At 41.6% G+C, this 14120-nt stretch carries 8 protein-coding genes and 1 tRNA gene; 3 read left to right on the top strand and 6 right to left on the bottom strand.

Annotated features, from left to right (window positions below; all coding sequences use genetic code 11):
- The first annotated feature begins 9 nt into the window (after positions 1-9).
- The 3 genes from QXD64_07350 to QXD64_07340 all read left to right on the top strand — a co-directional run bounded on the left by QXD64_07350 (position 10) and on the right by QXD64_07340 (position 3657).
- Positions 10-1056: an NDP-sugar synthase gene (locus QXD64_07350; GenBank protein ID MEM3397126.1), complete on the top strand. Its 1047-nt coding sequence runs from the start codon at positions 10-12 to the stop codon at positions 1054-1056.
- Positions 1057-1124: 68 nt separating this feature from the next.
- Positions 1125-1835 carry an ATP-binding protein gene (locus QXD64_07345; GenBank protein MEM3397125.1) on the top strand — a complete coding sequence of 237 codons (711 nt, stop codon included), beginning with the start codon at positions 1125-1127 and terminating at the stop codon, positions 1833-1835.
- A complete protein-coding gene (locus QXD64_07340; GenBank protein ID MEM3397124.1) occupies positions 1822-3657 on the top strand; it encodes a tetratricopeptide repeat protein in 1836 nt (611 codons plus the stop codon). Before QXD64_07345 ends, QXD64_07340 begins: the two co-directional genes overlap by 14 nt.
- A gap of 11 nt (positions 3658-3668) precedes the next feature.
- On the opposite strand, the gene QXD64_07335 is transcribed toward QXD64_07340, so the two are convergent.
- The 6 genes from QXD64_07335 to QXD64_07310 form a co-directional block, all read right to left on the bottom strand.
- The gene (locus QXD64_07335) at positions 3669-4313 is read right to left on the bottom strand and encodes a DUF429 domain-containing protein (GenBank protein MEM3397123.1); all 645 of its coding nucleotides are present in this window, start codon (positions 4311-4313) and stop codon (positions 3669-3671) included.
- 5 nt (positions 4314-4318) lie between these two features.
- Positions 4319-4801, bottom strand: coding sequence for a PUA domain-containing protein (locus QXD64_07330; protein MEM3397122.1), 483 nt, complete (start codon positions 4799-4801; stop codon positions 4319-4321).
- Entirely contained in the window at positions 4794-5210 is a 417-nt protein-coding gene (locus tag QXD64_07325; GenBank protein ID MEM3397121.1) for a cytidine/deoxycytidylate deaminase family protein, read from the bottom strand. The genes QXD64_07330 and QXD64_07325 overlap by 8 nt, the downstream gene beginning before the upstream one ends.
- A gap of 23 nt (positions 5211-5233) precedes the next feature.
- Positions 5234-7894: an alanine--tRNA ligase gene (gene alaS / locus QXD64_07320; protein MEM3397120.1), complete on the bottom strand. Its 2661-nt coding sequence runs from the start codon at positions 7892-7894 to the stop codon at positions 5234-5236.
- Positions 7895-7938: 44 nt separating this feature from the next.
- Positions 7939-8230 (bottom strand) — tRNA-Arg (locus tag QXD64_07315).
- Positions 8231-13972, bottom strand: a complete 5742-nt coding sequence (locus QXD64_07310; protein ID MEM3397119.1) for a hypothetical protein — start codon at positions 13970-13972, stop codon at positions 8231-8233. It abuts the tRNA gene before it with no gap.
- Positions 13973-14120 lie beyond the last annotated feature (148 nt).

The following is a 14120-nucleotide window of genomic DNA, read 5'->3' as shown; positions in this document are numbered from 1 at the left end:
GGGATTTCTGTGAAGGCAGTGATACTAGCAGGTGGTGAGGGAACAAGATTAAGACCTTTGACAGAAAAACGCCCGAAGCCGTTGATGCCAGTGGCTGGAAAATGGTGCGTAGATTATGTGCTTAATTCCCTAGTGAGTGCTGGTTTTAAAGAAATTATAATTACTACTGGCTATCTCTCCGATAAACTTATAAAAACAATTGGCTCCGGAGCAAAGCACAATGCAAGCATTCTCTATTCTTTTGAAGATGTACCCGCAGGTACTGCTGGAGCTGTGAAAAAAGTACTACCCTATCTTGAAGAGAATGTAATCGTGGCTAGTGGGGATGTACTAGCTGATGTAAATTTATCAGAGATCTATGCCTACCATGCTGAGAAAAAAGCAGATGTAACGATGGCATTGACAAGAGTAGAGAATCCCTCTGAATTTGGAATCGTGGGACTCAACGAAGAAGGCAGAATTATTCGCTTTCTCGAGAAGCCAAAGCCAGAGCAGGTATTTTCCAATCTAATAAATGCTGGGATTTATGTGCTGAAAAAGGACGTGCTCAAATATGTGCCAGACGACAAACCATTTGATTTTTCAAAAAATTTGTTTCCAATACTGTTAGAAAAGGGTTACAGGATGTATGGGAAGGTTATTTCGGGAACCTGGCTAGATGTTGGAAGACCATTGGACTTGCTTAAAGCTAATTTAATTATGACAGAAAAGAAGTTTGGGGGCCAATTTATTTCTGAGAATGCGTTCCTCGGGGAGAATGTGTACCTGCAAAATCCAGTTTATATTGATACTGGTACTAAGATTATGAGTGGATGCAGAGTGGAGAATGCCTGTGTTTATGATGGTGTCAATGTTGAGGAGAACTGCACCCTCGAAGGGGCTTTGATTTTACATGGTGTACGCATAGGCAAAGGCAGCAAGATTAAAAACTCAATTCTTTCAGATAAATGCGTGGTTGAAGAAAACGCCGTTGTGGAGGATTCAATAATCGGTGAGAATGTGATAATAAAGAAGAACTCGGTGTTGAAGGGCGCAATGATTGCTGGGATATATTAAAGAGCTTATTTTCCGATGCTAATTTCGCAGGAAAAAACTTTTTCTAATCCATTCTGTTTGCATGGCTGATGGCAGTGTTTGTAGGACGAGAAAAAGAAATGGAAACATTAACCACAGCATTAAATGATGCAGGTTTTGGTAGAGGGAAGTTTTTTCTAATTACTGGAGAAACAGGCATTGGTAAGACCCACTTGCTCCAAGAATTTGCAACCCTTTCCATCCAGCATGGTGCACTTGTATTGCAAGCTAGATGTAATCTTGGCGATGCTCCATATTCTCCAGTAGAACATGCGCTTCAGAAATCTACCCAAACTTCTCTGGAACCACTCCCAATCGGCCTTAGTTTTTCCCATAGCGAAGAAAAAGCGGCAGAATCCTTAGCTAGGGCTAAGACAATGGTTCTGGAGAGGTTTTTACGAAGATTTGAGGAAATTGCAGCAGGCCAAACTTGTGTTTTCATGGTAGATGATATACAGTGGGCGGATACAGGTACTCTCAACTTTCTTCATTATCTCTCCAGAAATCTGGCAAAGTTAAGAATGGTTGTGGTATGTGCCTATGGAAGTGAATATACTACAGTTGAGAACAATTTTACTCAGTTTCTGCGAAATCTGAATATTGAGAGGAACATTAGAACAATTACTCTCGAGAAACTCACTTCTTCCCAGACAGCTAAAATTGTATGCGAACTTCTGGCTACATGGAAGATTCATAAAAAGGTCCTAGACACAATTTATAAAAAAACAGGTGGTAATCCTTTTTTCGTTGAGGAGGTGTAGACTTCTAAAACAAGCATCACAAACTGAACTTGAAAATCCAAAGTATGCAGAGAATTTGCCAGGACCAGAAGGGGTCAAAAATCTTATAAACTATAGGTTAAAGAATCTAAGCGACCGAGAGATAAAAGTACTGAGAAGTTGTGCAGTACTAGGCAACACCTTTGAATATGCTGTTTTGACCAAAGTAGTAAGGATGGAAGAAGAGGAACTTCTAGATGTCTTAGAGACACTTATAAATACAGGTTATCTCAAAGAGGAAACAGAGGAATCCTATTCATTTACACAGAATCTACTGAGAGAGACAGTTTACTCTGAGATTATTCTCCCCAGAAGGAAAGAAATTCATAAGATGGCTGGAGATGCACTAGTAGAACTGCATAGAGAAAATGAAAGATTTGCAGGAGTTATCGGAGAGCATTATTTACTTGCAGGGGAATATGAAAAAGCAGCGCCATTCTTGCTTCTTGCGGCTGAAAATGCCCTCAGAAATTATGTGATTGAGGATGCGATGTTTTTTGCTAATGAACTGGCTAACATCATGGAAAAACTTCCAGATGGAGAAGACAGACAAAAAATCACAAAAGGACTTTACCTCGTGATGGGCCACTGTAAATACATTACTTCCGATTTTAGGGAGGCAATTGTAGCATACGAGAAGGTACTTGAGAACGAGAATGATACGATAAGAAACACGGAGATTTGTGTAATGCTAGCGTATTCCTACCTTTCTATTGGCGAATTCAAAAAAGCGTTTGAGCTTTTGACATCTCTACTGAAACAGATCCCTGAGGAAAATTATGTACACCGTGCTGAATTGCTTGGTGCAATTGGTCATTGTTTTGAAAAAACAGGAGAATTTGGAAAAGCGCTTGCCTATTATCTTCAGGCTCTCGAATGTGCGAAGCACACACAGGATGAAATTGCAATTGCGACTGCATACCATAGGGCTGGCACTGGTATGTGGTTTGCTGGCGAACTAGACAAAGCCCTGGAATACTTTGGAAAAGCCCTTGAAATCAGAAAAAAACATAATCTCAAAAAGGACATTGCTGGAACTTACAATAATATGGGGATTGTGTATCTTTATCTTGGGGACTGGGAAAAGGCAGTTGAATGCTACACAACTGCAAAAAAAATTTGGGAGGGAATTGGTGATTTATCTGGTGTGTCAACTGCCTACAATAACCTAGCAGGTGTATGGTCTAATATGGGAGAGCATGAAAAGGCAATAGAATATGCTAAGAATGACCTTGAAATTTCTAGGAGAACTGGGAATAAGTACTATGAAATCTATGCCCTCACTGGGTTGGGAAATGAGTACAATGAAATAGGACAGGAAGAAAAAGCAATGGAATGCTACTTGACTGCAATAGAACTTTGTAAAGAGACCGGTGAAAAGAGGATGTATTCATCTGTGCTTGCCAGAATTGGTGTTATTCATGCAGAAAAAGGAGATTTCGAGAATGCGTACCGTTACATTGAAGAGGCTATGAAAGTTGTTGAAGAGACGGATTTCTGGGACGAGAAAGCAGAGGTCATCTCTGCTAGAGCTGAAATTCTTGGGTTAAATGGGAAAATTGAGGAGGCAGAGGATGCGTACAATGAAGCCATTCAACTCTATCGAAGTGCAGGCGCTGAGGATTCTGCTATAGAGGTTTACTGTGACATGGCTGAAATGTTTATCAAGTTCGGAAGAAAAAATGAGGCAAAAGCAATTCTGGAAGACGCTTTGAAATTTTACAGTAACAGGAAAGCCCTAAAAACCAAAGCCGAAGAAATACAAGAAATTCTAAAAAATCTAGATTCAAACATCGAACACTAGCAAAACCAGTTTCAGTAAACGATGAAACCCTCTTTCTCATCCCCAACTACCTCTGTCTTTCCCTGCGAATGCCAGATTCCAACAAGAGCACATACTGTGGCATCCAGTAAATCACCAGCATAACTGCCTCTCAAATCCATTACCTCAATTTTTGACAGCCCTGCCTTTACCAAGGACTGGGAAAGCAAACCAATGGCTTCCCTCTTTTTTGCCTGAGATACATTCTTGTATTTCGGCACTTTTCTAAGCATTCTCCTCCAAGTGGCATGGGGATAAACTTCAATTATCTGCCTTTGCTGGCTTTGAATCGAAAGCAGAAATCCCTTCTCCTCCAGCATTTTCACAATTTCTTTGCCTCTCAAGCACCCGAACCTTTTCATAAAAAATGCCTGTTGCACTGGCAAAATTCTTGTTCCTCTCTTTCTTAACATTGCATCGCATTTTCTGAACGACGTAATTTCCTCTGGAAAAATAAGTGGGGCATCAATGCATACAATTATATTTTCAGCATTATGCCTTTCCACAAACTCTATAATTTCATAATCTTCATAACAGAGAACCCAGTCGATGAGCACAAGTTCATCAGAAACCACTGCCAGAGCACTTGGATTTTTCCTTGTCCATGCCAGGTCAATTCCTATTGCTACAGTTTCCAAAACCCTCACCACATCTCCCAGAGCTTATCTCCTACCCAGTGCACAGTTTTCACACCCTTGCCCTTTTCCCTGTTTCCGAGTTTCTCCCCATCCTCCAGAGCAATGCCGACAACAATCGCCTTCTTATGGGCTGCTTCCCTGACCCACACAACATCGCCCTCACGAATCCCGCTATCACAAGCTGCTATTCCTGGCTTCATCACATCTGCGCCATTCACTAGAAACGTTACTGCTCCACTGTCAACCTCAACAAATTTTTTTTCTGGCTTTAACTCCTGTAGAGCCCGTAAAGAAGGAAAGGCCACCCCATTTACAAAAAGCCCGACTGCTCTCTGGGCATGCAGCAGGACCTTTAACTCCCCAAACTCTGCCACATCCAGTGGAAAAGAATGGAAACTAACCTCACAGCCCAGATATGCACTAACCTCTGCACTCAGTCGTTTTGCCTCTTTCTCTCTCACTCTCTGTCTGTGCCTCAATTCAACCATGATACTCCCTTACCTTTATTTTGCTTTCCTCAAGAAGCTTCTTTGCCAGCTCATCTGGATAACCCTCCATATACACAATTTCCTTTATCTCCGCATTTATCAGAATTTTTACACAGACACTGCAGGGAAAATGCGTGGTGTAAATAATACCCTCTTTTATGCTCACTCCAAAAACCGCTGCCTGGATTACTGCATTCTGCTCTGCATGGACACCCCTACAGAGCTCATGTCTCTCGCCAGGTGGAATTTTCATTTGCTCACGAAGGCATCCAACCTCTTCACAATGCTTCAGCCCTTTGGGCGCTCCGTTGTAGCCAGTGGCTAAAATTCTTCCCTCCTTCACTACCACAGCACCCACGGCTCTGCGTTTGCATGTGCTTCGCTCTGCCACAATTTTCGCAATTTTCATGAAATATTCATCGTACCCAGGCCTCAATTTCTCCCTCCTATAATCCGCTCAATTTCCATAAGCACTGCATCAGAGTTCTTCCATGGCAAAGTACCCTGTGCAATAGTAGATTTACCGCCACCAGCAACGCCAATTCCTGAGAGTTTTTTGACAATTTCTCCACAATTCAAGGTAAGGTTCTTACTGGTTGCCAGTACGAAGTTAGCCCGCTCCCCTTTCGTAGTTAAAAATGCTATTACATTCTCCTTTTCAGTTAGCTTTCTCGCCATTTCAAGGAGCTGTTGGACATCCATGCCTTCGAAATACCCGATTAACTTCACATTTCCAATTTGTTTAGCTCCAGCATCAAGTCGCTTCAGCAACTCCTCAATCCTCTCCCGCTTTACCCGTTCAAGTTCCTTCTTAAGCTGGTTTGTCTCCTCGTAGAATTTTGTAAACACCTGAGAAAGATTTTCAGTAGTAGTTTTGAGCATTCCAGCCATGTTACCCACCATTTCTTCCATCTCCGCAAATACCTGGTAAGCTCTGAGCCCAGCAACAAACTCAATTCTTACAACTCCATCCTGGATTCTTCTGGTGCGCAAAATTTTAATCAGTCCTACTTCACCTGTGGACTCGCAATGTGCACCACCACATGCTTCAACATCAAAATCTGGGATTTCAACGATTCTAATTTCCTTCCCAGGAACAACGCCACCTTGATACAACCTGAAACCATATTTTCGCTCTGCCTGGCTTCTCTCCATGAACATTGAATTAACTTTCAGATTTGAAAGCACGACCTCGTTTGCAATTCTCTCAATTTTCCGCACTTCTTCTCTCGTAAGATTTGCATAATGGGTTATGTCAAGTCGCGACAGCTCAACGCTCTTGTGAGCACCACTTTGCCAGACATGCTTACCAAGGACTCTTCTAGCTGCGCCATTGATTATGTGGGTTGCAGTATGGTGAATTGCCAGTTGCATCCTACGCTCCCAATCAATTCTGCATTTTACCTCCATCCCAATCTTGAAACCCTCAATAGCCTTCACAAAATGAAGCACACTTTTACCAGCTTTCTGCACATTTACCACAGGCACATCATTTATCCAACCGATGTCATATTCTTGCCCACCACCTTCAGGGTAAAAATAGGTTTGGTCTAACACAACAAAATCCTTTCCAACATAGAGAATTCTTGCATTGAATTCCTGCATTTTGGGTGCATTGTAGAAGAGAACACTGGTTTCAGGTAGATGTTCTGGCAATTTCATTTCTGCCTTTTGCTCCTCAACATTTGAATGTCGTGCAGCAAGCCGTGCATAGAAGTCATCAGGAATTTCAACGGATACCTTTGCAAACTCCTTCACAAGCTCTGGGTTAAGGCCATGTGATTCATAAAGTTCTGCAAGTTCCTCAAATCCCAACTTTTTCTTTTGTTTCTCAAATTTCTCCACAACTTCTTTTCCTTTAGACACTGTTTCAGCATACCTCTTTGCCTCGATTTCCACGATTTTAAGAATTTCGTCTTCCATCTCTCGCAGTTCTGGGAAATCAGGTGCAAACTCCTTTATCTGGAGAGCCACAAGTTCTGCTAGTGGAATTTCAATAGCAAGAGTTCTCAAAGCTCTAAGGCACCTGCGAATAAGCATTCTAAGGAAATAGCCCTCCCGCATGTTTGAAGGAATCACATTATCACTTATCAGAAATGCAATGTTTCTTGTGTGGTCTGCCAATGTGTAGATGTGCTCAAAAGGTGCAACTTGCCTTTCCAGAGTTTCCACATCCATCCCCAATCTCTCAGCCACCTTTTCTCGTAGCATTCTCAAATCCCTAGCACTCTCTATATCCATTAAACCAGCAATCCTGCTGTACTCCTTCATAACATTTGGCTCAATATTCACACCTAAAACTTGAACAAGATGTTGAGGTACAAGATGGAATACTGCATCGTAAGCACTTGGCGTTGCCTGAGACATCCAGGTATAACGCTCAAGGCCATACCCAGTATCCACAACCTCCATCTCCATCTTTTTCCAGCTCTCTCCATCTTTTGCATACATCATGAACACAAGGGTCGCAAGTTCTAAGCCTGCAACACCCACTGAAAGGGAAGGCCCACGGTTTCCACCTCCTTCCCATGCTTCCTCCTTATAACTGATTTCTTCTTGATTTACGCCCAATTCCTTTGTAAGCAGATTATGACACAGCTCCACAGTTCTGTCCTTGAAATAAACAAATTTTTCTTTTGTATTAAAGGCATGATGCCCCAGCATCTCAAAGAGTGTGAAATGTCTTCCAGTTTTTCCCACATTGTCTATGTCGTTGAAGCGGACACAGGGCTGGGCAACTACAAGAGGATTTGCCGGTGGCTCAATTGTGCGATTTATCACCCATGGTTGGAAATCATAAATTGAGGCCTGGGTAAAGAAGACATCATCTCTCCATCTTGCTACAACTGGATATCTACGAATTCTCGTGTGCCCATTACGTTCAAAATAACTCTGGTATAGTTCTCGCATCTCACTCAGGTTCAATTTCTTGGTGAACGGTGATTTGTCTAGAAAGGTGTATTCAACACAAGGTGCCTCAAAACAATGGTCAGCTTCAGCTAACGACCAAAAGTATGCCCCACAAAACTTGCACTTATTTCTTTTGAAACCATGTGTGCGAAAGAACTCTAAGTTATACTCTTCAGTGTCCATGGTTTTTGCCTATACAATTAGGGTTTATTAAATTAAGTGTTTTGCGGGCTCGCCGGGATTCGAACCCGGGTCTCAGGCTTTCCTCCAAGCGAGGGGGTTTCACCCCCTTACGGTAACCCCCGAGGGTTGGCACCCTTACGGTCGGGGTATGCACCCTACGGTACCCGCATTAAGGGGATGCTTTCAGCATCCCCAAACCGACCCTTTTTTCCGTGAACGCTTTTGCGAGCGTTAGCGAACAAAAGGGTTTTTCCATGCATGCTTTTCGGGAGCGTAAACTCCTGAAAAGGATGCCTCCGAAGGCCTGAAGGATAATCCAGACTACCCCACGAGCCCTTATGACTGTGTAATCAGGTTACGGCAGCGTTCTATGAGGACATACGCCTCCAGATATTTACCCGTATTTATCATCGTTCTAGCACGTTCTAGTGCAATTAGATATCCCTGAGGAGCAGATGGGTCTGAACGCACAATTCTATCTGTTTCTTCATAAAGTGCCTTTACCTTTACCAGGTTTTCCACATCTAGCATTTTTTCGATTTCAAGGAGGCGAACACACACATCCTCCATTTTATCTTTCGAGTGGAAACCAGCAAAACTGAGAAGGGGTTCCACATTGTACTCTGACTGCACACCCAGTTTTTTGGCTAACGCAAGTTTTTGCTTCACATTTTCCATGACCTCTCTAACGCGATATTCCATTGCTTTTGTAAACCCATCATCCAGTGTCTGCGCGAGTGCACTCGCTTCAAGATAGTTATGTGCATTGAACAACTCTCCAAGCTTCCTAACCATTGCGTAAAACTCACCTGTTTCCAGGCCAAGTTTATCCCATTTTGCAAGCTCAATCTGAATTATCGCTATGAGCCGTTCTGTATCTTTTTTCAATACCTCTGCATTTTTGATATTAATCTCCTCTACCATTTTCCTGATCTCGTTCAATGTTGTGATTAGTTCATTCACTGTTGCGTCCTTAACTGCATTCTTGCCTTTGGCAACTCTTTCCATAATCTCTTCAGATGATATACCAATCTTGTCAAGTGTCTGGGCAATTTTCTCATATTTCTCAAGTTCCTGCTTTACCTTTTCTCTCAACTCCCCTATGAGCAATGGTCTTATCCTCTGAATTGAATAGTATGCCTCTGCATAGTTCTTCCAGATTAATTGATTGGTTGCATGCTGGATAATTTCCTTTGCACTTTCGTGCGGTGCACCATGCTCTTTAAGCACAGCTGCAATCTCAGTGGTTTCAGCTATGAGTTTATTTAGATGCGTTTCGAGTTCATTCTTTGGTACGGTCTCTAATTGCCTGAGGAGTACACTTACCTTCGTAATGTCAATTGTTGTAATTGCATTCTCCATTTCGGAAAGCAGCGCTGTGGTCTCTTTCATTTCGCAGCCAGTGACCTTGCCTGTTTCAAGAAGATTCGTGGTCTCCTTCAGTTTCTCAGACACATATGTTTTTATATTTTTAGCAAGGAAACCTCTTGCAAGTTCTGCTTCGTGCATTGCCTCAAAATACTGACCAGAGGCAAGGGCAGTAGAACTAGCATCTCTGTGTCTCTTTACTTCCTCATCTATTACAACTCCACTTTCTGTGAGTGCAGCAATTCCTGCGTTAATGTCAAGGATTTTTCGGTAAACCAGAGAGTGGAGCTGGGAGGCCACATCCTTTCCAACTGCATCAATGATGTTAACTGCATTTATAAACTCCTGTTCGTCTATCAAATGTCTAGCATTATTTATAGAGTCCTTATATTTTGCAGTGTTTCCACCCATTTTTTCAGAAGTGTGCATTAAGTCCTCTACATCTTCGCATCTTGCTCTCAAAAATTCTGTAAGTATCTGGACAATGTTGTTCTTTGCGTCCTTCAACTTGGAAAGTGCCTCCTGGATTTTCTCAGAGTCCAGATATGCATTGCACTCTGCCATGGTGGACTTCACTGTATCAAAATCAATTCCGTATCTCTCAAATTTTTCTATCCAGGTTCTGAGAGTTTCAAGCTCCTTTCTTATTCTTTCTGATAATGTAAGGTTAATCTCCTCCTTTGTCATTTTTGCCTTGTCAATACACTCCAAATACTTCCCTGTCTGATAGAGTTCAAGTATTACGCCGAGCTTTTTCTGAAGATTCGTAAAGAACTCCTTGCCAAAAATTGGGGAGTAGAGATTTATCACATCGGAGAAGCCCTGCAGCTCTGCTTTTGCAACCTTCTTTATCTCTTCATCTAGCATTCTTTTTGCTGTTTCTATGAACCATCTTGCCTGATGGAAGTGCAAGCTCCCAATTTCTCTCCGAAAATTGTTGAGATAGGCATTAGGTGCAATCGTATCTATCCCTCTTGAAGAGGCAGCTTTAAGCATCTGGGTAACCTCAGAATATTCCTTTTCAAAGACCTTCATGCTTTCTTGGGAAATCAATGTACGGCAGCGAACAATAAAGACCTTTGCTTCTTTGTACTTTTTTTCAGCACTCAAATTCCTTGCCATGTCATACGCAATGCTTAAGGTTTCACTCACATACCCAAATTTCTTTAATTCACCTATTGCTTCTTCAATACTCTTTATGTCCAAGGCAATCTTTTCCTGCAGCATTGTTTCGAATTTTGTTAAATGTTCTTTCAGAATTTTACTTGCCTGGTGGAAGTTTTCTGCATCAATTTCTTCGTTGATTTTGAGAATAATGTCTGGAATCTCAGGTATCATTACACCCAGTTCAGTTAGCGTTACTGCCTTTGCACGAAGTTCCTCAGTGCCAGCTAAAATCCTTGCTCTGATTCGCCCATAAACCTCGCCGACATTCATCAAGTTTCTGAGAGCATCACCTCTTTCGCCCTTACCTAAACAGGTCTCAGCGTTCTTGATGTACTCTTCATAAATATCTGGCTTCCCACCAAATTCAAACTCGTAGAGCAAACTGATGTTTTCCTTTGCCTTTTCGATCTTTTGTTTGATTATGCCGTTAAGTTTTTCAGAATAGTTTTTCTTCAGCTCGTCTATCTTCTGATTCAGTTCTTCTAGATGACCAATTTTCCAGGAAGTTGCAAGATTTCTCACCTCTTCCTTCTCTGCCTCCAGATTTATTCTGTATATTTCAACTTCTGTGATTTTTTGGTAGATCGGCTGAAGCTGCTCACTTATAAAGTCATTGATGAGTGCTGCAATCTCCTCTTTTCTAGCTTCATAGAATTTCCCTGCTTCCTCAAGTTTTTTCTCGGAAATCAGCACGGATAGTTCTTTCAGAAGTTTACCAGCTGTATCCACTTTGAAATTGGAATTTACCAGCACCTTCAGGTCTTTTCTCAATTCTTCAAGTTTTGGTAGAATTTCCTGCTCAATTTCCTGCTTCACCTCTGCCTGCAGTTTTCCATATTCCCCATGCCATTCAGAAAACTGCTCAGATATGAATGCAACTGTTTTCGCTTTCTCAACTAACACCCTCAGGCTTTCCATAAACTTCGTCTTCTTTTCTGTATCATACACTTCATTCATCAGGTGTTCCACTTCTTCGAGCTTGTCGGCCATCATTTTCCGAAGTTCTGCTTGCAATTTATTTAAGAAATCTATTGTAGTTCTTATTCCTTCGACCCTGTTCTGCTCAATCCCTTTTCTCAGACCCTCTAGCGCCTCATCTTCAATTTTCTTCCCAGCAAGAGAAGCACATTCCATTGTATTGCGAAGAGATTGCATCAATGTATTTACAAATGCTGAAACCTTTCCTTCTAGTTTCTCCATTTCCATGTTTAGGAGTTCCCTCGCCTCGTCTGTGTTCCCAACATTTACGGCTTTCTTCATCATCTCAATTTTGAGCCATATATCCACATCAAGTTTCATTATTTTGTCAAGTTCCTTCGCATAATTCTCAAATTTTTCCACGCTTGCACTAATGTTAGCTGTAATTATCTTGTGAATCTCTTTCTCGCATGCATCCATTAATTCGCTCGCTCTTACAAAATCTCTAGCATCATATTTTTCCTTTGCATTTCTCAGAAGTTCTGCTGCATCTGAGATATTCATTCCCAGAGTAGTGAGCTCAGATATGTATTTTCCTGCCCTTTCAATTCTAGGAATCAAAAGTCCAAATGTTTTTCCCTCTATCTCCTTTAGAACCTTTGTTGCATATAGGTATGCCTCGTAATATCTTTTGCCCTCAAACCTTTCTCTTGCCTTGCTAATCTGGGCATTTATGTATTCCCTTTCTAGTGGCAATTCTGAGAGAATCTTCTCAATTTTGTCTATATCCTCCATTGCAGTTCTTGCAACTCTCTCTATCCTGTTCTGGGCTTTTCTAGTGAGTTCCATCAGAGTGCTTGCTTTCTCTGCGATAGTCATTGAAAGAACCCCATCCGTTTCCACTGCCCTTTCAATTTCAGCGGCAAGTGCGGGGTTTTCCTCCACAACTAGATTTATTTTCTTTGCGTTGTCTATGTTTCTTTCATAGTCAATAAGGGTGTGTGTCAAAAATGCTTTCAAGTTGTTTTGCATGAGTTTTTCATAATTCTCAAACCTCTCCTGGATTGGAACTTTGCTTGGCGCTGTGGGATCAAAGAGTCGAAGCTTTACTCCTGATTCCATGTACTTTGCGAGAATTAGATTGAAATTGTCAATTCTTGTCTTCATGTCCTGGCTAACCTGCGGTTGAGGTGAAACTATTTGTGCGGGCTGCGTTTCTCCTGCAGCTTCCACTGGTTTTACAGGAGGAAGGATTTCTACCCTTGCCTCGGGCACAGCTTGAACTGGTGGAGTTTGAGAGGGTTGTGAAGAGACAGTTGGAGTAGGTAATGGAGTAGCTTGAGGAACAGCTTGTGGAGAAGGGATTGGTGTTGGAGGTGGCTGGGAGACAGTGAGTGCAGTAGTTTTCTGGGCTTCAAATCGCTTTTTCTCTATTTCTTTTTCAAGCTTAAGCAAAAATTCCCGTATCTGTTTTATTCCATCAATTTTATCCACATTGAGCATGTTTTGAAGAATCTTCCATTCTTGCAAATTTACCTGAATTCCATAGAATTCAGCTGCATTTCTATCCCTTTCCCATGCATTGTTCAAATTCGTTATCGTGATATTGAGAGCATGCTCTAGCTCTGCAATTTCTTTTTTCAATCCATTGGCTGCAAACTCATAGTTTCCTTTTCTTGCCTCCTCTTTCAGTAAAGCTAGCCTTTCAGATACTGATGGTTCGATGTATATTACTTCCATTGCTCTAGCAAGAAATCTCTCGAAATTCTCTATGTTCTGTCCTATGCTTTCATTTTCCTTCTTGTCAAGGACTGCTGTGCATTTTTCAATTGTTTGCTGGGCTTTGTCAATCTCCCTGCCCTCGAACTGTGCCTTTGCTAGGATTAGAAGGGATTCCGCCTCTCGCACATCTGCACCTATGCTCTTCAAAGAATTTACTCTGGAGGTGAGATAATTGAGCTGTGCCAGAATCCCACCAAACATCTTGCCTTCATACTCTGCTATAACCTTCCTTGCGTTGAACCATACCTCGTAATATCTCTTGGCTTCAAATCTTTCATATGCTCTTCTAATCTGAGGCAGCAATTCCTGCTTGGTACCATCAGGTAGAATTTCGAGGTCTTTCTCTATTGTTTTGAGTTTTTCTATCAATTTATCTGTCTCATGATGAATTTCCTCGTCAACTTTCTTTATTTCATTTCTAAGTAAACCTGTTTTTGCAGCTACATCCTCTGAAAGAACTTCACCTGTTTCACAAATTTTATCTAGTTCCTGAGCAATCCTAATATCTGGGGTTATGTTGATTCCCATCCTTTTTATGTTGTCTAACTGTCTCTCAAATTCTACAAGTTCGTGCACGATCATTGCCTTTAAATTGTCCTTCATGATTTTCTCAAAATTCTCATATCTTTCCTGGAGCGGTACATGGCTCTGTGCATTCGGATTAAAACTTCCCACTTTAAATCCAATCTCTCTGTATTTCTCCAAAATTTTGTTGAACCTTTCAATCCTGGCGTTAAGTTCGTCCATGCGAATCACATCCTTCTCCCCGCTTCCTAATGCATACTTGTTTTTATAATTTGGGGTGGAATGGAATCCAATTAAAGGGTCATAAAGAATAGCCATTACAAATCTTTATTTGGGAGTGGCATATAAAAACCTCCTTGGGTAGAAAGGAAGCATTCGCGGTGTGTCCCATTTGGAGCAAGATGGGACACCCTCTCTTTTCTAAGTAATGTCTCCATGCATCCATATTCCCAATTGAAGTCTCACC

Source organism: Thermoplasmata archaeon (genome assembly GCA_038874435.1).
In the GTDB taxonomy this organism is placed as follows: Archaea; Thermoplasmatota; Thermoplasmata; order Lutacidiplasmatales; family SKW197; genus SKW197.
This window is presented reverse-complemented; position numbering and strand designations above follow the sequence as displayed.

What these genes read in the sequence shown, in the direction of transcription:
- QXD64_07345 (MEM3397125.1), top strand. Translation starts at nt 1,125, where the DNA reads ATGGCAGTGTTTGTAGGACGAGAAAAAGAAATGGAAACATTAACCACA.
- QXD64_07330 (MEM3397122.1), bottom strand. Translation starts at nt 4,801, where the DNA reads ATGGTTGAATTGAGGCACAGACAGAGAGTGAGAGAGAAAGAGGCAAAA.
- QXD64_07325 (MEM3397121.1), bottom strand. Translation starts at nt 5,210, where the DNA reads ATGAAAATTGCGAAAATTGTGGCAGAGCGAAGCACATGCAAACGCAGA.
- alaS (MEM3397120.1), bottom strand. Translation starts at nt 7,894, where the DNA reads ATGGACACTGAAGAGTATAACTTAGAGTTCTTTCGCACACATGGTTTC.
- QXD64_07310 (MEM3397119.1), bottom strand. Translation starts at nt 13,972, where the DNA reads ATGGCTATTCTTTATGACCCTTTAATTGGATTCCATTCCACCCCAAAT.